The following is a 20,163-nucleotide window of genomic DNA, read 5'->3' on the forward strand; positions in this document are numbered from 1 at the left end:
CGGAGAGGTTGACCTGAACCGCACAGTGGCGTGCCGGCGGTGTGAGCGTCGTCGGCTCCGGGTACCGTCTGGGCGATGTCGAACGCGCTGCCCCAACTCGTCGCTGACCGATACCGGCTCCTCTCGCCGCTCGGTCAGGGCGGCATGGGGCGGGTGTGGAAGGCGCGCGACGAGGTGCTGCACCGGGACGTGGCGATCAAGGAACTCGTCCCGCCGCCCAGCCTCACCGACGAGGAGCGCCGCGAGATGCGGGAGCGCTCGCTGCGTGAGGCCCGGGCCATCGCCCGGCTCAACCACATCAACGTGGTCCGCATCTTCGACGTGCTGCGCACCGATGGCGACCCGTGGATCGTCATGGAGTACGTGCCGTCGAAGTCGTTGCAGGACACCCTCGCCGAGGACGGCCCGGTGACGCCGGCGCGCGCCGTGGAAATCGGGCTGGGCGTGCTGGCCGCGCTGAAGTCGGCGCACAAGGCCGGTGTGATGCACCGCGACGTCAAGCCCGGCAACGTGCTGCTCGGCGACGACGGCCGGGTGGTGCTGACCGATTTCGGCCTCGCCACGATTCCCGGCGACCCGAACGTGACCCGCACGGGAATGGTGCTCGGGTCGCCCGCGTACATCTCGCCGGAGCGGGCCCGCGAGGGCACCGCCGGGCCGGAGGCCGACCTCTGGTCGCTGGGCGCCACCCTCTACGCGGCGGTCGAGGGCAAGTCGCCGTACGCGCGGCCGTCGGCCATCGCCACCCTGGCGGCGCTCGCCACCGAGCCGATGCCGCCGCCGAAGAACGCCGGGCCGCTCAAGCCGGTGCTCAACGGCCTGCTGCGCAAGGACCCGAAGGAGCGGATCACCGCCGAGGTGGCGGAGAAGCTGCTGCGCCGCGCCGGCGGCAAGCGCACCCGCACCATCCCGCTGCTCGACGGCGTACGCCGGCCGGGGCCGAACGGTCCGCGTGAGCCGCGCCCGCCGCTGGTGCCGGCGCCGCGACCGGCCGAGGGCGGGTCCGACAGGCCGGTCAGCCCGCCGGCACCGCGTGCGCCCCTGGCGGCGGCCGGAGCCGCTGCCGCCGCGGCGTCCACCGCAGAGGACGCGACGGCGGTCTCCTCGGATCTCGCGCCGACCGCGAAGGTCGGAGCGTCCACCTCGGACACGGCTCCGACGGCGAAGGTCGACCCGCCGAAGCCCGCGCTCGACGACACGAAGGCCGAGCCGGCGCCGCGGAAGCCGGCGAATCCCACCTCGGTGATGCCCCCGCCGGTGGGCCCGCCGTCCGGCCGGGCGACGGTCGTGGCGTCCGACGGTACGAAGCCCGACAACACCCGGCGCAACGTCCTGATCGGCGTGCTGGTGGCGCTGCTGCTGCTCGGCCTGGTGGTGGTCGTGCCGATGCTGACCAGCGGCGACGGTGGGGACGGCGGCGGCACCCCGCAGGCCGACCCGACCGGTGCGGCGACCTCCCAGGGGCAGCCGCCGCAGTCCTCCGCGCCGGCCCCGCCCACGAGCGCCGCGCCGAGCCCGACGCCCTCGGCCACCCCCTCCCCGACGCCGGACGCGCTGCCGGCGGGCTGGAAGCTGCACAAGGACCCGGCCGGCTTCGCGCTGCCGCTGCCGGCGAACTGGGTGCGCCGCAACGCCGGGCAGAACACCGTCGTCTTCGACGAGCAGGGCGGCCCGGGCGAGCTGCTGGTGCAGTGGACCTCCACGCCGAAGTCCGATGCGTACGCCGACTGGAAGCGGATCGAGCCGGGCCGCCGGGAGCTCGTCAGGAACTACCAGTACCTGAGCATCGAGCGCTGCGACTACTTCAAGACCTGCGCGGACTGGGAGTGGCTGGAGACCCGCGACGGCACCCGGATCCACGTCCGCAACCGGGGCTTCGTCACGGCCAGGAACCGCGGTTACGCCCTCCGCTGGGAGGTCGCCGAGAAGGACTGGCAGGCCAAGCTGGTTGACTTCGACCGGATCGCCAAGGGCTTCGTGCCCGACCGCAAGGACTGACCCGCGGGATTCGCGCCCGTTGCGAGATCGACTCGCATGACCTTCCGCCGTACGGGGTATCTGACCTTACGACGGAAGGGAGGGTACGACATGGGATACCGACGGAGGGACGCCCGGCCCCGAGTGGCACTGTGGATGCTCGTGGCCCTCGGCGACATCGTCCTGCTGCTCACCGCCGCCGGCCTGCCGGTGCTGGTCGCACTGCTCAGCGTCGTCACCGTCACCCTCGCCGGGGTGGGCGTCCGGCGCTTCGCCCGGCGGGGCGCGCTCGCCCGCGAGAACGCGGCGACCGTTCCCGTGGCGGCCCGACGGCGGGCCTGACGCCCGCAGGAGCGGCCTGGCGGCAGCCGGACCAGTTGTCGACCGTACGGTGACAACCGATCCCGCTGCCGCCAACCGCCTCCCCAGGCGACTCAGGCTCAGGTGTTGTTGGCCAGCGCGATCAGCCGGCTCCGGTCACCGTTCCAGTGGTTGCGGTCGACCCCGCCGCTGATTCCGGCGACGCTGCCCCGGTCGGTGTACTGCCAGAAGCTCCAGAACGGCGCCCCGGCCGGCAGCGCGCCGACCGTGCTCGACCAGCGGGCGATCCAGAGCGGGTGGTTCGCCCACGGGGCGCTCCAGCTGCCGGTGCACTGGTTCCACCAGCTCGTGGTCGTGTAGATGACGGCGTAGCGCCCGGTGCGGGCGCGGTAGGTGTTGAGGAAGTCCTGGACCCAGTTCCGCATGCCGGTCGTGCTCAGGCCGTAGCAGTAGCCGCCCGCGTACGGGTTGGCCTCGAGGTCCAGCGCGGCCGGGAGGGTGCGGCTGTCGGCCGACCAGGCGCCGCCGTTGGAGGCCAGGTAGTTCGCCTGGACCGCCCCGGAGGAGATGTTGGGCCGGGCGAAGTGGTACGCCCCGCGGATGACGCCGGCGTTGTAGGCGGCCACGTAGTTCGTGTTGAACCTCGGGTCCTTGTAGCTGGTGCCCTCGGTCGCCTTGATGAAGGCGAACTGGATGCCCGCGTTGCGGACGCTGGTCCAGTTGATGGCGCCCTGGTAGTGGGACACGTCGATGCCGGGGGTGGTGGCGGCGGACGCCGGGGCCGCGGTCGCGACGAGCCCCGCCGCCGCGGTGGCGAGGGCCGCGAGGGTGGCGGCCAGCAGCCGCCGCAGGGATGTTCCGGTACGGGTCATGGATGCCTCCAAGGACGCCGGACTTAATAGACGTTCATCTTTGGAGGTAAGTGCCTCGAATGGCAAGGGGAGCTAAGGAAATCTTCAGGAACGGTGGAAGGCGACCACCCGGACGGGCGCGCGTCTCCGTCTCAGCGCAGCGTGGCCGGGTCGACGCGCCAGCGGATCGGCTCGGTCAGGCGGAGTTCCTCGCCCGGTTTGGCGACCTGCTCCTCGACGTAGTGCGTGCCGTCGAGCCGGTGCAGTCGCAGCGAGTGGCCGGAGGCGTCCTGCTCGACCAGCAGGTACCACCGGATCCCGGCGATCGCGTAGAGCTGCATCTTGACCAACCGGTCGGCGGCCGCGTTCCCCGGCGAGACGATCTCGCAGACGAGGACGACCTCGCCCGCCTCGACCACGGTGCCCTCGTCGTCGGTGTCGGCCACCACCACGTCGGGGATGACGATGCGGTCGACGCCGAGCCGGACGTTCACCGCCTCGAAGACCGCGAGGGCCCCCGCAGCGTCGTCCAGGCTGTTGGCCAGCAGCCGCGACACCCGCTGGTGTCGCTTGCTCGGGGCAGGGCTCACGATCAGGCTTCCGTCGAGCAACTCGATCCGGTTCGGCGTCTCGCCCATGGCGAGGTACTCGGCCTCGGTCCACAGGCCGACGTGGGGTTCCAGGGGTGCCGCAGTCACCGGCGTCCACCTCCCGCTCCTGTCGCCACCGGATCAGCCTTCCACGATACGGACCGACGAGGTCGCAGCGACACAGGTCGGGGCCGGTAGGCTCGCGCCCCATGGTGTCGATCGACGGGCTCGGCGGTCTCTGGGACAAGCTGTTCGCGGCGCAGCCGGACCCGCCGCCCCTGCTGGTGCTGCTGACCGCCGTCGTCGCGCTGGTGGTGGTCAGCACCCGCCTGCCCTGGCGGATCGCCCGCAACGCGATCACGATCGCCCACGAGGGCGGGCACGCACTGGTCGCCCTGCTCACCGGCCGCCGCCTGCACGGCATCCGGCTGCACTCGGACACCTCGGGGCTCACCCTCTCCGCCGGCCGGCCCACCGGCCCGGGGATGATCCTCACCCTGCTCGCCGGCTACATCGCCCCACCGCTGGTCGGGCTGGCCGGCGCGTGGCTGCTCGGCGGCAACCGGATCACCCTGCTGCTCTGGGTCGCCGTGGTGCTGCTGCTGGCCATGCTGGTCATGATCCGCAACGTCTTCGGCGTGCTCTCGCTGCTGGTCACCGGTGGGGTGGTCCTCGCCGTCTCCTGGTACGCCGAGCCGCAGGTGCAGGCGGCGTTCGCGTACGCCGGGGTCTGGTTCCTGCTGCTCGGCGGGGTGCGGCCGGTGGTGGAGCTGCAACGGCTGCGCTCGCGGGGGCGGATGCCCGCCTCCGACGCCGACCAGCTCGCCGGTCTCACCCCGCTGCCCGCGTTCTTCTGGGTCACGGTCTTCGCACTGGTCAACCTGGTCGCCCTCGGCGCCGGTGCGCTGCTGCTGGCCGGCCCGATCCTCACCGAGGCCGGCCTGACGCCCTGACCGGGCAGGATGGGCCCGTGCGATACGTGATCATCGGAGCGGGCGCGGTCGGCGGCACCATCGGCGTACGGCTGGGGCAGGCCGGCCACGCCGAGACCGACCACCTCAACGGCGAGATCGTGCTGCTCGGCCGGTTGCACGGCGTACCGACCCCGGTGAACGCCGCCGTCCAGCTCGCGGTACGCCGGGCGTTGCGCGGGCGGATCCCGGCCGGCGGGTTCGACGCGACGGAGCTGGCGAGAATGATCGGCTGACCGGGCAACCGGCGGCACCGCCGGGCGCGTGTCCCCTGCGACCGTCACGGGGAGGTAGCAGGTGCCGGACGTCGACGGGTTCGACGAGTTCTACCGGGGCAGCCGGCAACGGCTGCTCGGCTACGTCTACGCGCTCACCGGCGATCTCGCCGAGGCGCAGGACGCCGTGCAGGAGGCGTACATCCGGGCCTGGCAACGCTGGTCGACGGTGAGCGCGTACGAGGAGCCGGAGGCGTGGGTGCGGGTGGTGGCGAGCCGGATCGCGGTGAGCCGGTGGCGCAGCCTGCGCAGCCGGGCCCGCGCCTACCTGCGGCACGGCGCCAACGAGAGCGTGCCCGGCCCGGACACCGCCACCGTCGAGGTGGTCACCGCCCTGCGCCGGCTCCCCGAGGAGCAGCGCACCGCGATCGCCCTCTACTACCTGGTCGGCATGCCGGTCGCGGAGGTGGCCCGGCAGACGGCCACTCCGGTGGGCACCGTCAAGGCCCGACTCTTCCGGGGGCGCGCCGCGCTCGCCGGGCTGCTCGCCGTCTCTGACCTGGAGGAGGCCGCCGATGCGTGACGAGATGACGTTCGTCGAACAGGTGCACCGGGACCTGCGCGACGTCCGCTGGCCGGAGCCGGCGGAGATCCGCGCCCGGGCCCGCAGGCGCAGCAGGCGTACGGCGGTGCTGGCGGCGGCCGCGGTGCTCGCCGTCGTCTCCGCCTCCGCCGTGGCGGTCGGGGACCGGTCCGGGCCGCGGGGGCTGTCCCCGGCGGCGTCCCCGCCGCGGCCGGCGGCGCCGGTGGCCCGGGTCGAGATCCCCCCGGCGGCCCTGCTGCAACAGGACGACCTGACGGTCCGGAGCGGACTGCAACTCAGCGAGGCCGGCCTCGGCGGGACCGTCGACGTGGGCACGGCCCTGGGCCGGTGCGCCGCCGGGCGCGAGAGCGGTGTGCCGGCGCAGGAGACCTGGGTGAGCCGGTCCCAGACGGTGCTGCGACCGGCGACCGGCGGGGGGCGGCTCGGCGACGTCCTGGTCGTCCAGGACCTGCACCGGATGCGGGGCGACGGGGCCGCACGGTTCCTCGACGGGCTGCGCCGGCAACTCACCGTCTGCCGGGAGTGGCGGGAGCTGCGGTCGATCGAGTGGGGCGGCGAGTCCGTCACCGTCGAGGACGTGCACCGCTGGGACGTGCCACGCCGCGACTTCGCCGGTGACGAGTCCCTGCTGCTGCGCCACTCCGTCTCCGCGACCCTCGACCCGGTCGACGGGCAGGCGCCCGGCCGCCCGTCCGCGCCGGACGCGACCGTGGTGGTGCGGGTCGGCGACCTGGTGAGCGTGCTGATCCTGGAACCGACCGCCGAGGCCGACCTGGTCCGCCTGGCCGGGCTGGCCGCGCGTCGCATGTGCGCCGCCGCCAACCCGTCCTGCTGACCGCCGCCCGCAGCCGATCGCCCACCCGCCCCCCGGTCCGTGCGACGTCAGGGCAGCCGTCGCCCGCCAGAGCCGGCAGGGGACACCGCGCGGGGGCGCGGCGGGACGGGCGTCACAGCGGGATGTTGCCGTGCTTCTTCGGCGGCAGGGTCTCGCGCTTGGTGCGCAGCACCCGCAGCGCGCGGACGATCTGGGCCCGCGTCTCGTGCGGCGGGATGACGCTGTCCACGTAGCCGCGCTCCGCCGCGATGTACGGGTTGGCGAGGGTGTCCTCGTACTCGGCGATCTTCTCGGCCCGCACGGCTGCCGGGTCCTCGGCGGCGGCCAGCTCCGAGCGGTAGAGGATGTTCACCGCGCCCTGCGCGCCCATCACCGCGATCTGCGCGGTCGGCCAGGCGAAGTTCAGGTCCGCGCCGAGGTGCTTGGAGCCCATCACGTCGTACGCCCCGCCGTACGCCTTGCGGGTGATCACGGTGACCTTCGGGACGGTGGCCTCGGCGTACGCGTAGATGAGCTTCGCGCCCCGGCGGATGATGCCGTCCCACTCCTGGCCGGTGCCGGGCAGGAAGCCGGGGACGTCCACGAAGGTCAGCACCGGGATGTTGAACGCGTCGCAGGTGCGCACGAACCGGGCGGCCTTCTCCGAGGCGGCGATGTCCAGGGTGCCGGCGAAGTGCATCGGCTGGTTGGCGACCACGCCGACCGGCCGGCCCTCGACCCGGCCGTAGCCGACGACCATGTTCTGCGCGTAGAGGGGCTGGACCTCCAGGAACTCGCCGTCGTCGAGGACGTGCTCGATCACCCGGTGCATGTCGTACGGCTGGTGCGCCGAGTCGGGGATCAGCGTGTCCAGTTCCCGGTCCTCCTCGGTCACGTCGAGGTCGGCGGGCGCGTCGAAGACCACCGGCTCGTCCAGGTTGTTCGACGGCAGGTACGACAGCAGCGCCTTGACGTAGTCGATCGCGTCCTGCTCGTCCGCGGCGAGGTAGTGCGCGTTGCCGCTGCGCGCGTTGTGCGTACGGGCGCCGCCCAGCTCCTCCATGCCCACGTCCTCGCCGGTGACCGTCTTGATGACGTCCGGGCCGGTGATGAACATGTGCGAGGTCTGGTCGACCATCACCGTGAAGTCCGTGACCGCCGGGGAGTAGACCGCGCCGCCGGCGCACGGGCCCATGATCAGGGAGATCTGCGGGATGACGCCGCTGGCCCGCACGTTGCGGAAGAAGATCTCGCCGTAGAGGCCGAGCGAGGCGACACCCTCCTGGATGCGCGCGCCCCCGGAGTCGTTGATGCCGACGACCGGGCAGCCGATCTTCATGGCCAGGTCCATGACCTTGACGATCTTCTCGCCGAAGACCTCGCCGAGGGAGCCGCCGAAGACGGTGAAGTCCTGGGCGAAGACGCAGACCTGCCGGCCGTCGATGGTGCCGTAGCCGGTGATGACGCCGTCGCCGTACGGGCGGGTCTTCGCCAGCCCGAAGTTGGTGGACCGGTGCCGGGCCAGCTCGTCCAGCTCGACGAAGGAGCCCTCGTCGAGCAGCATCTCGATCCGCTCGCGGGCGGTCCTCTTGCCCCTCGCGTGCTGCTTCTCGACCGCGCGCGCCGACCCGGCGTGCACCGCCTCGTCGACCCGCCGCTCCAGGTCGGCCAGCTTGCCCGCGGTGCTGTGGATGTTGATCCCGGTCTCGGTAGTCACCCTGGGAATATAACGATGGTTCAGGCCGCCGCCGCTGTGCAGTTCGCCTCAGCCCGACCGCGACGCCCCCGGTCGGCCGGACCGGCTGGCCGTAGGCTGACGGGATGCCGGGCTCGCCGTACACCGATCTGGACCGCCCGCCGCTGTCGGCGGCGCGGCTGCGGCGGGCGCTGCTCGCCCCGCACGGGCCCTGGACCCGGCTGGAGCTGCGCGTCGAGACCGGCTCGACCAACGCGGACGTCGCCGAGGCGGCCCGGGCCGGCGAGCCCGAGGGGCTGGTGGTGGTCGCGGAGCGGCAGACCGCCGGGCGCGGTCGGCGCGGCCGTACCTGGCAGTCGCCGGCCCGGGCCGGCATCGCCACCAGCGTGCTGCTCCGCCCCGGGGAGGCCGTCGCCGACCGTGGCTGGCCGCCCGCACCCCAGACGGGGTACGGCTGGCTGCCGCTGCTCGCCGGCGTCGCCCTGGTCGAGGCGGTGACCCGGCTGGCCGAGCTGGACGCGGGCCTGAAGTGGCCGAACGACCTGCTCGTCGGCGACGCGAAGTGCGCCGGCATCCTCGCCGAGGCGGTGCCGGGGTCCTCGCCGGCCCGGCCGCCCGCGATCGTGCTCGGTGTCGGCCTCAACGTCACGCTGCGCGCCGACGAGCTGCCGGAGAACCCGACGGGGCTGCCGGCGACCTCCCTGCAACTGGCCGGCGCGACGGCCACCGACCGGGACCCGCTGCTGCGGGCCCTGCTGCGCGGGATCGCCGAGTGGTACGGCGAGTGGCGCGCGGCCGGCGGGGACGCGGTCGCCAGCGGCCTGCGCGACGCCTACCTGGCGAGCAGCGCGACGATCGACCGGCAGGTACGCGTGCTGCTGCCCGGCGGCGACGAGGTGACCGGCACCGCGACCGGCGTGGACGCCGACGGCCAGCTCCTCGTCGCCACCCCCACCGGCACCCGTGCCCTCGCCGCCGGCGACGTCCTGCACCTCCGCTGAACGCCGACTCCCGCCGCGCGGCTGATCCCCCGTCGGGAGGGGAGCGGTTACGGTCAGCGCGTCCGTTTCTGCGAGGAGGTTCCCGTGGCGTTCCCCGATGACGTGCTCACCGAGGACGAGCACGTGGTGCTGCACCTGCACCCGCACTGGAAGGCGCTGATCCGGCCGGTCGCGGTGCTCGTGCTCGCCGTCGCGGCGGTGGTGGCCGGTCTGGTCCTGCTGCCGTCCGGCGGGGGCGGCTCGGTCGCGCTCGCCGTCATCGGCGGCCTGGCCCTGCTGGCGGTGTTGTGGCTGGCGCTCTGGCCGTTCCTGGTCTGGCGGAGCACCCACTACCTCTTCACCAACGAGCGGGTGCTGCTCCAGCAGGGGGTGCTCTCGCGCGACCGGCGGGACATCCCGTTGACCCGGATCAACGACCACGCCATGAACCAGCGGTTCGTGGAGCGCCTGCTCGGCTGCGGGACGCTGACCATCGAGTCCGCCGGCGAGCGCGGCCAGTCCGTCCTGCACGACGTGCCGGGGGTGGGCCGGGTCCAGACCAAGCTCTACGAGCTGGTGGAGGCCCACCACGACAAGCACTCCCTCGGCGACGGCGAGATGCGCGACATCCTGGCGGACCTGCACGAGGGCAAGTCGCTGCGCGACCCCACCGCCTGAACCGGCCCGGCCTGACCGGCGTGGCCCGAAGCGGGCCGGCACCGGTCAGGCCAGGTGGCGGGTGGGTCAGCGGCGCGGCGGACGGCGGGTGGTGGCCTGGAGTTCGGCGGCCAGTTCCGCTTCCAGCTCCCGGTCGAGGGAGCCGCCGAGGCCGGCGTCGAGCGGGACGGGGCGCCCCTGGACGGGGGCCGCCGCCGACGCGGGTTCGGGGCCGGGCGCGACGCGTGGGCCACGTCGTGCGGCGCCGGGCGGTGGCTCGGACTCCTCCAGCTCGGAGATCGACTCCGCCAACTCGGCCACCGGGTCCATCTCGGCCATGGTGTCCCACTCGTCGCGCGGGATGCTGTGCCACGTCTCGGCCGCGTGGGCCGGCGCCGGTTGGAAGACGAACGTCCGGTAGGACCAGAAGCGGAACAGCGTCGCGAGCAGCACGCCACCGGTCTTGGCCACGTTGAGGGCCAGCAGGCTGTTCAGGCCCAGCCCGTACTTGGCGGCGGCCAGGACGCCCAGCTCGATGAGCAGGCCCGCACCGTTGAAGAGGAAAAAGAGGACGTACTCGCGCCGCATGGCCGATTTGGGTCGATCACGGTACGTCCAGTGACGATTCATCAGATACGACGTGATCGTCGCCACCACGGTCGCGATGACCGTCGCCTTGAGTTGACCGTTCACGAAAACGGTCAGTGCGAGCAGATTGAACACGGCGTAATTGATTACGGTGTTGACGCCGCCGACGATTCCGAACTTGAGCGCCTCGTGGATGAACTTCTGCCAGCGCTCAGGCAGGAGACGGACAAGACGCATGCGGAACACCTTAGGGCAGTGGGCGGGGCCGGCAGGCTCCGGCCGGGACGAAGGTGGGCGGCAGGTCACGCCCGGTGGTCTCGGTCGTGCTTCTCTTCCGGAACGGACGGAGTTCCCGCTTCGACGAAGACGAACCGTCGGTAGGACCAGAACCGGAACAGCGTCCCGAGCCCGGTCCCGACGATGAAGCTGGCGACGTTGTCGGCCAGCGGGGTCTGGAACACCTCCGGCCAGATGCTGCCCAGGCCGTAGCGGCTGACCGCCAGGCAGGCCACGGCGATCCCCAGGCCGACGCCGTTGAAGAAGAAGAACAGCGCGTACTCGCGGGCCGGGTGGGAGCGCTTGCGGTGCCGCCACGTCCAGAACCGGTTGCCGACGAACGCGACGGACGCCGCGATCACCGTCGAGATGGTCTTCGCGGTGACCTGCTCGACGCCCCGCACGCTCGTCAGGTAGTTGAAGAGCGCGAAGTCGATCAGGAAGGCGATCCCGCCCACGGTGGCGAACTTGCTCAACTCGCGGACCAGGTGGCCGAAACGGTCCACCAGCGAGCGGACCAGACCCGGGCGGGTCTGCGGGGAGCCTGGCTCCCCGGTCATCGTCGCGGCCACGACGCGAGCCTACCGGCTGGGGTCATCCCGCACGGGTAGCAACGGCGGACCCGCTCGCCCGGGTGTGCGCCTGTGGACAGAGCGTAACGGGACCGGGCGTCCTCCGGGGCGGTTCGCGGGTTCCGCCGCCGGGGACGCGGCCCGGCCCGGGCCGGTGACGGGTTCCCCGCAGGATTTGCGTGAAACTGCTCGTGAAAGCGGGTATTAGCTCGTGATGCCGCAGCGTGCCCGTACCTTGTGCAGTTCTTCACAACCAGTCCCACTGACTGGTGACCTCGCCCGGTTTACGCTGAGGCCAATCCCAGGTTTCCACGAAGGCGACGCATAGCGCCGTCAAGACTCGTGCATCCCATAGATCGGTCAGCGTCGACCACCAAGGAGATGTGTCATGGTTGCTCCGGCTACCGTTCGGGGTATCGATCAGGCCCCGACGTCCCACCCGAAACTGCTCGCCTGGGTCCGTGAGGTCGCTGAACTGACCACCCCCGACCGCGTCGTCTGGGTGGACGGGTCCGACGAGGAGTGGCGCCGCCTCACCGACGAGCTGGTCGAGGCCGGCACCCTGATCCGGCTCAACCCCGAGAAGAAGCCCAACTCGTTCTACGCGCGGACCGACCCGACGGACGTCGCCCGGGTCGAGGAGCGCACCTTCATCTGCTCCGTCGACGAGGCGGACGCCGGCCCCACCAACAACTGGATGGCGCCGGCCGAGATGAAGCGGACGATGACGGAGCTGTACCGCGGTTGCATGCGTGGGCGCACCATGTACGTCATCCCGTTCTGCATGGGCCCGGTCGAGGCCGAGAGCCCCATGTTCGGCGTCGAGATCACCGACAGCCCGTACGTGGTCGCCTCCATGCGCATCATGACCCGGATGGGCGCCAAGGTCCTGGAGGCCATGGGCGACGACGCGGACTTCGTCCACGCGCTGCACTCCATCGGCGCCCCGCTCGCCCCCGGCCAGCAGGACGTGGCGTGGCCGTGCAACGAGACGAAGTACATCTCGCACTTCCCGGAGACCCGGGAGATCTGGTCCTTCGGCTCCGGCTACGGCGGCAACTCGCTGCTCGGCAAGAAGTGCTACTCGCTGCGCATCGCCAGCGTGATGGGCCGGGACGAGGGCTGGCTCGCCGAGCACATGCTGATCCTCAAGATCACCTCGCCCGAGGGCAAGGTCTACCACGTCGCCGGGGCCTTCCCGTCGGCCTGCGGCAAGACCAACCTGGCCATGCTGGAGCCGACCGTCCCGGGCTGGAAGGTCGAGACCATCGGCGACGACATCGCCTGGATGCGCTTCGGCCCGGACGGCCGCCTCTACGCGGTCAACCCCGAGTACGGCCTCTTCGGCGTCGCGCCCGGCACCGACTGGAAGACCAACGCCAACGCGATGCGGACGCTGGACCGCGGCAACTCCATCTTCACCAACGTCGCCCTCACCGACGACGGGGACATCTGGTGGGAGGGCATGGGCGAGCCGCCGGCGCACCTGGTCGACTGGAAGGGCAACGACTGGACGCCGGAGAGCGACAGCCTCTCCTCGCACGCGAACAGCCGGTTCTGCACCCCGATCACCCAGTGCCCGATCCTGGCCGAGGACTACTTCGACCCCAACGGCGTGCCGATCGACGCGATCCTCTTCGGCGGTCGCCGCCGGGACACCATCCCGCTGGTGACCGAGGCCCGCGACTGGGTGCACGGCGTCTACATGGGCGCGACGCTCTCCTCGGAGACCACCGCCGCCGCCTCCGGCGCGGTCGGCGTCGTCCGGCGCGACCCGATGGCGATGCTCCCGTTCATCGGCTACCACGCCGGCGACTACTTCCGGCACTGGATCGAGATGGGCAAGGGCGCCGACGGCGACGAGTCCAAGCTGCCGAAGATCTACTACGTCAACTGGTTCCGCAAGGACCCGGAGGGCAACTTCCTCTGGCCCGGCTTCGGCGAGAACTCCCGGGTGCTCAAGTGGATCATCGAGCGGCTCGAGGGGCGCGCCGAGGCGGTGGAGACGCCGATCGGCATGGTCCCGGCCCAGGACGCACTCGACGTCGAGGGCCTGGACATGACCCCGGAGGACGTCCGGATCGCGCTGAAGGTCGACCCGGAGGAGTGGCGCAAGGAGCTCCCGATGGTAACCGAGTGGTTCGAGAAGTTCGGCGACAAGCTGCCGGGCGTGCTCTGGGCGGAGCTGGACGCGCTGCGTGCCCGGCTCGACGCGGCGCCGCAGCGCTGAGGACAGGTGTGACAGACGCCCCGACCGGGCAACACCGGATCCCATGAGGACGGCCGCCGCGACCGAGGTCCGGCGGCCGTCCGCCGTCCGGGCGCTGACCGCACTGCTCGCGCTGACCGCGGCGGCCACCGTCGTGGTCGAGCTGCTCAACTGGTGGTACGCCCCGGAGCAGGGCTTCGGGCTGGCGGTACGGACGGGCTGGGCGATGCTCCGTTCGCTCGGCTTCCTGCTGCTGATCGGGCACGTCCGTCGGGGCCGGACCGTGGCCCGGCCGTTCGGGCTGATCCTGGCGGTGACCACGGTCTTCGCGATCGGCCGGCTGATCGTGCCCCGGCAGGGGGTGCCGCCGCTGCCGGGCCTGCTCGGGTTCGCCCTGCTCACCGTGCTCTGCACCGCCGTGGTCTGGCTGCTCTACCGCTCGCCCGCGGTCTCCGGGCACCTGGTCCGCCACCGGCCCCGCCTGGTCATCGACCGGGAGGGCATCTCCTGGCGGGAGACCCCGCCGCGCCGGCCGGAGGTCAGCGGTTGGCTGCTCACCAGCCGGGTCGCGGCGTTCACCTACAGCCCGCTCATGCTGGTCCCGGCGCTGGTCGCCGGCGGCGCGGTGCTGGACGACCGGCTCGCCGCCGTGCCCGCCGTGCTGCTCTGGTTCGCCGCCGGGATCGTCACCAGCTACGCGGTGCTCTTCTGCACCGCCTTCCTCATGCGCGGCAAGGGCTGGGCGCGCACGCTGCTGGTGGCGGTCACCGCGATCGTGCTCGCCGTCGACCTGCCGCTGTGCTGGTGGCTGCTCGGCCCGGACGGGCTGGTCCGCGACGGCGGCCCGCTGGTGGCCGCGGCCGCGCTGACGATCTACGGCCTCTGGCGCGCCACCCGCGAAGAACATGCCGAACGCGCCGCTCGGCCGGCCTGAGAGCCGGCCTGAGAGCCGGCCTGAGAGCCGGCCTGAGAGCCGGCCTGAGAGCCGGCCTGAGAGCCGGCATGAGAGCCGGCATGAGAGCCGGTACAGGGAGCCCGGAGAGGTACGTTGCGGGCCACATCCACACGCCGAGCGACCAGGGCGACGGCCTCGGGGGTGTGAGCCGCCGCCGCAGGGAGAGGTGACCAGCCGGAGGCGGTCCCCTTGCGCGCTGTCGAGCTGCCCCGTCCATGAGACCGCCAGCGGCCACGGACCCGGGAACTCCCTGCCCCATCGGTGCGGGCAGCTCGACAGCGCCTGCACACGGGACTTCCTGCCCCATCGGTGCGGGCAGCTCGACAGCGCCTGCACACGGGACTTCCTGCCCCATCCGTGCGGGCAGCTCGACAGCGCCTGCACATCGGTGTCCGTGGGCCGCTCCGTCCGGGGTCGGCCCGTCGGCGAGGGCGGCGGAACCGGCGGGACTCCGGGGCGATCACCGGCTACGTGAACATCAGCGGGACCCTCATGGGCGCGCCGTCCGGCGGGACCGACCACTCGGCCCCGCGACCGGAACCGGGACGACCGGTTCCTGCCCGGCTACCCGCGGCGACATCCCACGGGCCCGCGGCCGGTGCGGGTGCGGATCGGCACCAGCGGTACCGGCGGCGCCAGCGGTACCGGCGGCGCCAGCGGTACCGGCGGCACCAGCGGTACCGGCGGCACCGGGACGACCCGGCCGACGTGCCGGGCGGGTTTCGACACGGTGGGCGTCTCCGGCGGCAGGATGGCCGGAGGAGCCGGACCGGTGGGAGGCGACGCGGTGGGCGACGAGTCCGTGGGCGACGAGTTCGACGTGGTGGTGGTGGGGGCCGGTCCGGCCGGGGCGGCCGCCGCGCTGGCCGCCCGGCGGGCCGGGGCGAGCGTGCTGCTGCTGGACCGGTCCGACTTCCCGAGGGACAAGGCGTGCGGGGACGGCATCGCCGCGCACGCGCTGGACGTGCTCGACGAGCTGGGGGTGCCCGACGCGGTGGCCGGCTACGCGCCACTGCCGGCGCTGCGGCTGGTCGGTCCGGGCGGCGGCGCCGTGGCCCGGGCGCTGCCCCGGCCGGCGTACACCGTGCCCCGGATGGTCTTCGACGCCCGGCTGGTGGCGGCGGCGGTCGCAGCCGGCGCGCGGCTGCGCCGGCACGCGGTGCGGCACGTCGAGGCCCGGGCGGACCGGGTGGTGCTCGACGGCGCGCTGGCGGCGCGGGTGGTGGTCGGCGCGGACGGCGCCGGGTCCGTGGTCCGGCGGGCGCTCGGGCACCGCCCGAATCCCGACCGGCACCTGGCGCTCGCCATCCGGGGGTACGCCCCGGCGCTGCCCGGCCCGCCCGAACAGCTCATCGTCACCTCGGCGCCGCGCTGGCCGGCGTACGCCTGGTCGTTCCCGATCGGGGACGGTCGGGCGAACGTCGGGTACGGGGAGGTGCTGCGGGGCGAGCCGCTGACCCGGGCGCACCTGGTCGACCGGCTCGGCGCGCTGCTGCCCGGCACCGACCCGGCCACGGTCACCGAGATGCGGGCCCACCACCTGCCGCTGTCGACGCACCGGCCCGCCCCCGGGCGCGACCGGCTGCTGCTCGCCGGCGACGCGCTCTCCCTGATCAACCCGTTCACCGGCGAGGGCATCTTCTACGCGCTGCTCTCCGGCGCGCTCGCCGGGGCGGCGGCCGCCGGCTCGCCCGAGCGGGCCGCCCGGCGGTACGCGGCGACGCTGCGCCGACGGCTCGGGACCCACCTGCGGCACAGCTCGCTGGCGGCATGGCTGGCCCGGCGCCGCCGGGTGGTCGACGCGGCGGTCCACGCGGCGGGCCGGGACGACCGCGTCTACCGGGCGGTGGTGGAGCTGGGGCTGGGCGACGGGCGACTTGACGCCCGCACGCTGGGCATGATCGGCATCGGTCTGTCGGCGCGGGAGCGGACTCCGAGGCGGTGATCCGGCGCGCAGGTCGCTACGCTGCAACGTGATGACTCTGCGGGACCTGATCTATTCCGTGTACGAGCGTCGCCTCACGGCGAAGCTCGCGGGCAAGCCGGTGCCCCGGCACGTCGGCGTGATGTGCGACGGCAACCGCAGGTGGGCCCGGGAGATGGGCTACGTCGACCCGAACGACGGCCACCGGATGGGCGCCGTCAAGATCAAGCACATGCTGGGCTGGTGCAACCAGGCCGGCATCGGGCACGTAACGCTCTACCTGCTGGCCACCGACAACCTGCGCCGACCGGCCAAGGAACTCGACCCGCTGCTCCAGATCATCGAGGATCTGGTGGTCGAGCTGGCCGAGGAGGGCAATCCCTGGCGGCTGCGGATGGTCGGCGCGCTCGACCTGCTCCCGGCCTCGACCGCCGCCGCGCTGAAGGCCGCCGAGGAACGCACCCGGGACCGCAGCGGCGGGACCGAGGTCAACATCGCGGTCGGCTACGGCGGTCGGCGGGAGATCACCGACGCGGTGCGGTCGCTGCTGCTGGAGTACGCCGCCACCGGCGGCACCCTCGAGGAACTGGCCGAGGTGCTGGACGTCGAGCACATCGCCGAGCACCTCTACACCCGGGGCCAGCCTGACCCCGACCTGGTCATCCGCACCAGCGGCGAGCAGCGCCTCTCCGGCTTCATGCTGTGGCAGTCGGCCCACTCGGAGTTCTACTTCTGCGAACTCAACTGGCCGGAGTTCCGGCACATCGACTTCCTGCGCGCCCTGCGCTCGTACGCCAACCGCCAGCGCCGCTACGGCGCCTGACCGACCCGGAACACCTCACCGGCCCGGCCGGTCGTGAGCGCGTCGCCCCGGCCCGGCCTTGAGCGCGTCAGGTGAGGTGTCGGGTGGCGTCGGTGAGGAACGCGCCGAGGGCGGCGGGGGAGTCCAGGGTAAGGTCGGCGGCCTCCGCGACCTCGTGGCCCGTCTCCGGGTTGGCGACGGCGACGCAGACGCCGAAGAAGTGCGGATCGGCGGCGGCCCGGGCCCGCAGCGCGGCGAACGCCTTGATGTCGGAGACGTCGTCGCCGAAGTACCAGGCGCCCTCGGCGTCCCGGACGATCTCGTCGATCACCATGCCCTTGTCGCGGTCGACCGGGGGCTTGAGCTCCAGCACCATCCGCCCGGCCTGGACCTTGAGCCCGAGCCGCTCGGCCTGGGCCCGGCCCCACCGCTCCACGGCCGCGCCGAGCTGCGGCGCGGTGCGCCAGTGCAGCGCCACGGAGAGCCGCTTGTACTCCACCAGCGCGCCCTCGGGCAGCTCGGCCCGGGCCAGGTCGGCCAGCTCCGCCATGGTGGGCACCCAGGGCAGGGCCGCCGGCTCCGTCACGGTCTCGCCGCCGGAGTGGCTGTGCTCCAGGCCGTAGAGGCCGTACAGGTCGACGCCGGCGAGACCACCGAGGTGGTCGCGGAGGAAGTCGACCGGACGCGCGGAGACGATCGCGACCCGCCGGACGACCGGGGCGAGCGCCTCGATCGCCGCCAGCACCTTCGGGGCGGGGCGCACGGCGGTGGGATCGTCGTCGACCGGCGCCAGGGTGCCGTCGAAGTCGAAGAAGAGCACGGTCCCGGCCGACCTCCCGGCGGTCGTCCGCCAGGCCTGGTCGGCGTCCAACGGGATCCTCGGCTGCTGGTTGCCCAGATTCAACGGCGGCACGCGCGACAGCGTACCCCGGGCGGGACGGCTCAACCCCCGGCCGAGAGGTGGCCTCCGGCCGGCGCCCGGAGGCGCGCGGTCGGGTGCGGCGGGCCCGACGGTCAGCGTTCGGCGGCTCCCCGTCCCCGCCGGCCGAACGGCACGACGGCGGCCTCCTGGCCGTGGTTGAGCAGGTAACCCTCGACGAATCCGCTGTTGCGGTCGCCGGTGCGGTCCTCGATCTCCTTCAGCCGGCCGACGAGGAAGTCGGTCAGGGCGCTGACCCGGTCGTCGAGCCGGTGGTGCAGCTCGGCGACCACGGCCAGGATCACCGCGGTGCCGGCGCAGGTGAGCGCGAGGAGGTTGACGAGCAGGGGAAGCTGCCCGCCGTTGACCGCCAGGGTCACCACGTTTCCGGTCACGCCCAGTGTCAGCGACACGGTGGCGATCACGACTGCCATCCACTTCAGGGTCATGGACAGACCCCTCCTTCTGTCCCGCAGGGCTGGGTTCGGCCTTGTCCCGTCCCCCCGCCGACGACGAGCCCAAGCAGTACGAGTACGGACGCTAGCGCGCCCGTTCCGGCCCCGGAGCGAAACGAATGAGTCTGACCTGCCGTTCTTTCGCCATCTGAGGAACTAGCCGGCTTGTTTCCCTCGTTTTCGGACATCGACCGGGAGTGTGGGGCGATACGCGAGATATCTGATGGTTTCCCGGATGTGGAACTTCTCCGCGTCGGAGACGTCGGGGTCCACGAGCCGCCGCAGCAGCGCCTCCACGTCCGGGTCCATCGGCGGCGGGGCCGGGGTGCTGCGCGGGGTGGTCGCCCGTTCCCAGCCCAGCGCGGCGAAGGCGGTCGCCGGGCTGAGGCCGAGGCCCTCGCAGAACGCGACCACGCGCTCGGCCTCCGGGTCGCTCGCCCAGTCGCCCCGGACCCAGCGGTTGATGGTCTGCCGGGATACGCCGGTGCGACGGGACACCTCGGTGCCGCTCCACGCCCGGGTGGCCCGGGCCTCGTCGAGCGCCCTCCGGACGAAGGTGGCGAAGGCGATCTTCCGTGCGTTGGCCGTCTCGGTCACTCGGTGACGGTACGACCATCCGTCCACCGGTGCGTGTCCTGGCACGCTGTTGTCACGCAGACGTGACGCAGTCGTCGAGGTGCCGGTAAACGATCCGACACCGCTCCTGAGGGGTGTCACCTGGGCAGAATAGATGCCCGTAGAGGTCGCCGTAAACGGACGAAAAGCTGATACTGTCACGCCCATGAGACAATCTACGGTGTGTCACGTGCATGAGACGATCAGTGCTCACATGCGTCACGCCCCCGGTGCGAGGGGGGTGTGGTGACCGAGCTAGCCACCCGTGCCCAGGCCTTCGGCCTGATCGCGGAGGGGGTGGCCACGGGCCTGAGCGCGCCATGGCGGCTCTACCTCGCCCGGGGCTGCCGTTACCTGTCACTCAGCGTCGGCGACCGCACCGAGTGGGACGCCTGGCGTACCCACCTCGGCTGCCCCGAGGTCAGCGTCCGCGTGTACGACGCCGGTGGGGAGATCCGCCGCTCCTCGGTGGCCGAGGTCGTCCTGGACGGCTGCCGGATCAGCGTCGAGCTGGTCGAGGAGGTCAGCACCGACGACCTGGACCGGCTCCTGGTCGCCGAGCCCACGTCGACCGAGCCGGAGGAGCGATGACCCGGGACCCGCGGCGCACCGGAGCCGCCGGATGAGCCCCTTCGTCGCCGTCTTCCTCGTCCTCGTCCTCGGCGCCACGAGCTACGCGGCCGGGCGGCTGCACGGCCAGCTCAGCTACCGGATCGGCTACCGGTTCGGCTACCGGCAGGGCTACTTCGACGGCGACCGGGGGGCGTGGAACCGGCGTCGCCGCGACGCCCAGGCCGCCATCGCGTCCGCCCTGGCCGGCCCGTCGCCCGCCGCCACCACCCGGGTCACCGGCACGGTGGTGCGGCCCGGCACCACGTACACCGGCTCGTCGTTCTCGGCGCCGGTCACCCCGGTCGCCGGGCGGCACCCGACCGGCACCCTGGTCCGGCGGACCGGTTGAACCCCGGTCGACGGGGAGCCCGAGGCCCCGTCGACCGGATCCAGGACGCGGTGCGTCGTCCGCGGCGGACACGCACCGTCGGGGCCACGTCAGACCGGTGACGGTGGTCCCGCCGGCCGGGATGCGCGCAGGGGGCATGCATCCCGGCCGGTTCCGCCGCCGGCGCAGTTCACCCGTCGGTCCCCGGAGATCCACCTCCGCCCTCTAGCCG

General features: G+C 72.9%; 22 protein-coding genes. 14 read left to right on the plus strand and 8 right to left on the minus strand.

Annotated elements, in window-relative coordinates:
* The first annotated feature begins 75 nt into the window (after window positions 1-75).
* Entirely contained in the window at window positions 76-1,998 is a 1,923-nt protein-coding gene (locus tag ACFHW0_RS25420; protein WP_416611462.1) for a protein kinase domain-containing protein, read from the plus strand.
* Between the two features lie 90 nt (window positions 1,999-2,088).
* Window positions 2,089-2,319, plus strand: coding sequence for a hypothetical protein (locus ACFHW0_RS25425; protein ID WP_366640818.1), 231 nt, complete (start codon window positions 2,089-2,091; stop codon window positions 2,317-2,319).
* A gap of 98 nt (window positions 2,320-2,417) precedes the next feature.
* Here ACFHW0_RS25425 and ACFHW0_RS25430 read toward each other — a convergent pair whose 3' ends face one another.
* Together ACFHW0_RS25430 and ACFHW0_RS25435 are read right to left on the minus strand one after the other, a co-directional pair.
* Window positions 2,418-3,170: a GH25 family lysozyme gene (locus ACFHW0_RS25430; protein ID WP_416611465.1), complete on the minus strand. Its 753-nt coding sequence runs from the start codon at window positions 3,168-3,170 to the stop codon at window positions 2,418-2,420.
* 131 nt (window positions 3,171-3,301) lie between these two features.
* Window positions 3,302-3,847: a Uma2 family endonuclease gene (locus ACFHW0_RS25435; RefSeq protein ID WP_416611467.1), complete on the minus strand. Its 546-nt coding sequence runs from the start codon at window positions 3,845-3,847 to the stop codon at window positions 3,302-3,304.
* A gap of 101 nt (window positions 3,848-3,948) precedes the next feature.
* Between ACFHW0_RS25435 and ACFHW0_RS25440 the strand changes: the two genes are divergently transcribed.
* From ACFHW0_RS25440 to ACFHW0_RS25455, 4 genes are all read left to right on the plus strand, one after another.
* Entirely contained in the window at window positions 3,949-4,692 is a 744-nt protein-coding gene (locus ACFHW0_RS25440) for a M50 family metallopeptidase (RefSeq protein ID WP_416611469.1), read from the plus strand.
* Window positions 4,693-4,709: 17 nt separating this feature from the next.
* Window positions 4,710-4,946: a ketopantoate reductase C-terminal domain-containing protein gene (locus ACFHW0_RS25445; RefSeq protein WP_416611471.1), complete on the plus strand. Its 237-nt coding sequence runs from the start codon at window positions 4,710-4,712 to the stop codon at window positions 4,944-4,946.
* 61 nt (window positions 4,947-5,007) lie between these two features.
* Window positions 5,008-5,508: an RNA polymerase sigma factor gene (locus ACFHW0_RS25450; protein ID WP_121396602.1), complete on the plus strand. Its 501-nt coding sequence runs from the start codon at window positions 5,008-5,010 to the stop codon at window positions 5,506-5,508.
* Complete coding sequence (locus ACFHW0_RS25455; protein WP_416611473.1) at window positions 5,501-6,364, plus strand: hypothetical protein; 864 nt, start codon at window positions 5,501-5,503, stop codon at window positions 6,362-6,364. The genes ACFHW0_RS25450 and ACFHW0_RS25455 overlap by 8 nt, the downstream gene beginning before the upstream one ends.
* A 112-nt stretch (window positions 6,365-6,476) precedes the next feature.
* Here ACFHW0_RS25455 and ACFHW0_RS25460 read toward each other — a convergent pair whose 3' ends face one another.
* Window positions 6,477-8,060, minus strand: a complete 1,584-nt coding sequence (locus tag ACFHW0_RS25460; protein WP_416611475.1) for an acyl-CoA carboxylase subunit beta — start codon at window positions 8,058-8,060, stop codon at window positions 6,477-6,479.
* 104 nt (window positions 8,061-8,164) lie between these two features.
* Between ACFHW0_RS25460 and ACFHW0_RS25465 the strand changes: the two genes are divergently transcribed.
* Together ACFHW0_RS25465 and ACFHW0_RS25470 are read left to right on the plus strand one after the other, a co-directional pair.
* Window positions 8,165-9,040, plus strand: coding sequence for a biotin--[acetyl-CoA-carboxylase] ligase (locus tag ACFHW0_RS25465; protein ID WP_416611477.1), 876 nt, complete (start codon window positions 8,165-8,167; stop codon window positions 9,038-9,040).
* An 84-nt stretch (window positions 9,041-9,124) separates the two neighbouring features.
* Window positions 9,125-9,697, plus strand: a complete 573-nt coding sequence (locus ACFHW0_RS25470) for a PH domain-containing protein (RefSeq protein WP_416611479.1) — start codon at window positions 9,125-9,127, stop codon at window positions 9,695-9,697.
* Between the two features lie 66 nt (window positions 9,698-9,763).
* Here ACFHW0_RS25470 and ACFHW0_RS25475 read toward each other — a convergent pair whose 3' ends face one another.
* Window positions 9,764-10,501, minus strand: a complete 738-nt coding sequence (locus tag ACFHW0_RS25475) for a GtrA family protein (protein ID WP_416611516.1) — start codon at window positions 10,499-10,501, stop codon at window positions 9,764-9,766.
* 65 nt (window positions 10,502-10,566) lie between these two features.
* Window positions 10,567-11,100, minus strand: coding sequence for a GtrA family protein (locus ACFHW0_RS25480; RefSeq protein WP_416611518.1), 534 nt, complete (start codon window positions 11,098-11,100; stop codon window positions 10,567-10,569).
* A gap of 400 nt (window positions 11,101-11,500) precedes the next feature.
* On the opposite strand from ACFHW0_RS25480, the gene ACFHW0_RS25485 reads away from it, so the two are divergent.
* The 4 genes from ACFHW0_RS25485 (at window position 11,501) to ACFHW0_RS25500 (ending at window position 17,023) form a co-directional block, all read left to right on the plus strand.
* Window positions 11,501-13,342, plus strand: a complete 1,842-nt coding sequence (locus ACFHW0_RS25485; RefSeq protein ID WP_416611480.1) for a phosphoenolpyruvate carboxykinase (GTP) — start codon at window positions 11,501-11,503, stop codon at window positions 13,340-13,342.
* 43 nt (window positions 13,343-13,385) lie between these two features.
* Complete coding sequence (locus tag ACFHW0_RS25490) at window positions 13,386-14,255, plus strand: hypothetical protein (RefSeq protein WP_416611482.1); 870 nt, start codon at window positions 13,386-13,388, stop codon at window positions 14,253-14,255.
* Window positions 14,256-15,027: 772 nt separating this feature from the next.
* Window positions 15,028-16,221 carry a geranylgeranyl reductase family protein gene (locus ACFHW0_RS25495; protein WP_416611520.1) on the plus strand — a complete coding sequence of 398 codons (1,194 nt, stop codon included), beginning with the start codon at window positions 15,028-15,030 and terminating at the stop codon, window positions 16,219-16,221.
* Window positions 16,222-16,252: 31 nt separating this feature from the next.
* Window positions 16,253-17,023 carry an isoprenyl transferase gene (locus ACFHW0_RS25500; RefSeq protein WP_121396592.1) on the plus strand — a complete coding sequence of 257 codons (771 nt, stop codon included), beginning with the start codon at window positions 16,253-16,255 and terminating at the stop codon, window positions 17,021-17,023.
* 67 nt (window positions 17,024-17,090) lie between these two features.
* Here the strand turns inward: ACFHW0_RS25500 and otsB are convergent, their stop codons facing one another.
* The 3 genes from otsB to ACFHW0_RS25515 all read right to left on the minus strand — a co-directional run bounded on the left by otsB (window position 17,091) and on the right by ACFHW0_RS25515 (window position 18,973).
* Window positions 17,091-17,915, minus strand: coding sequence for a trehalose-phosphatase (otsB, locus tag ACFHW0_RS25505; protein WP_366640804.1), 825 nt, complete (start codon window positions 17,913-17,915; stop codon window positions 17,091-17,093).
* A gap of 101 nt (window positions 17,916-18,016) precedes the next feature.
* A complete protein-coding gene (locus tag ACFHW0_RS25510; RefSeq protein ID WP_416611485.1) occupies window positions 18,017-18,370 on the minus strand; it encodes a hypothetical protein in 354 nt (117 codons plus the stop codon).
* A 162-nt stretch (window positions 18,371-18,532) separates the two neighbouring features.
* Window positions 18,533-18,973, minus strand: a complete 441-nt coding sequence (locus ACFHW0_RS25515; RefSeq protein ID WP_416611487.1) for a helix-turn-helix domain-containing protein — start codon at window positions 18,971-18,973, stop codon at window positions 18,533-18,535.
* Between the two features lie 264 nt (window positions 18,974-19,237).
* On the opposite strand from ACFHW0_RS25515, the gene ACFHW0_RS25520 reads away from it, so the two are divergent.
* Entirely contained in the window at window positions 19,238-19,582 is a 345-nt protein-coding gene (locus tag ACFHW0_RS25520; protein ID WP_121399059.1) for a hypothetical protein, read from the plus strand.
* Between the two features lie 31 nt (window positions 19,583-19,613).
* A complete protein-coding gene (locus ACFHW0_RS25525) occupies window positions 19,614-19,952 on the plus strand; it encodes a hypothetical protein (protein WP_416611489.1) in 339 nt (112 codons plus the stop codon).
* Window positions 19,953-20,163: the final 211 nt, after the last annotated feature.

Source organism: Micromonospora sp. LOL_025 (assembly GCF_048060285.1).
GTDB lineage: Bacteria > Actinomycetota > Actinomycetes > Mycobacteriales > Micromonosporaceae > Micromonospora.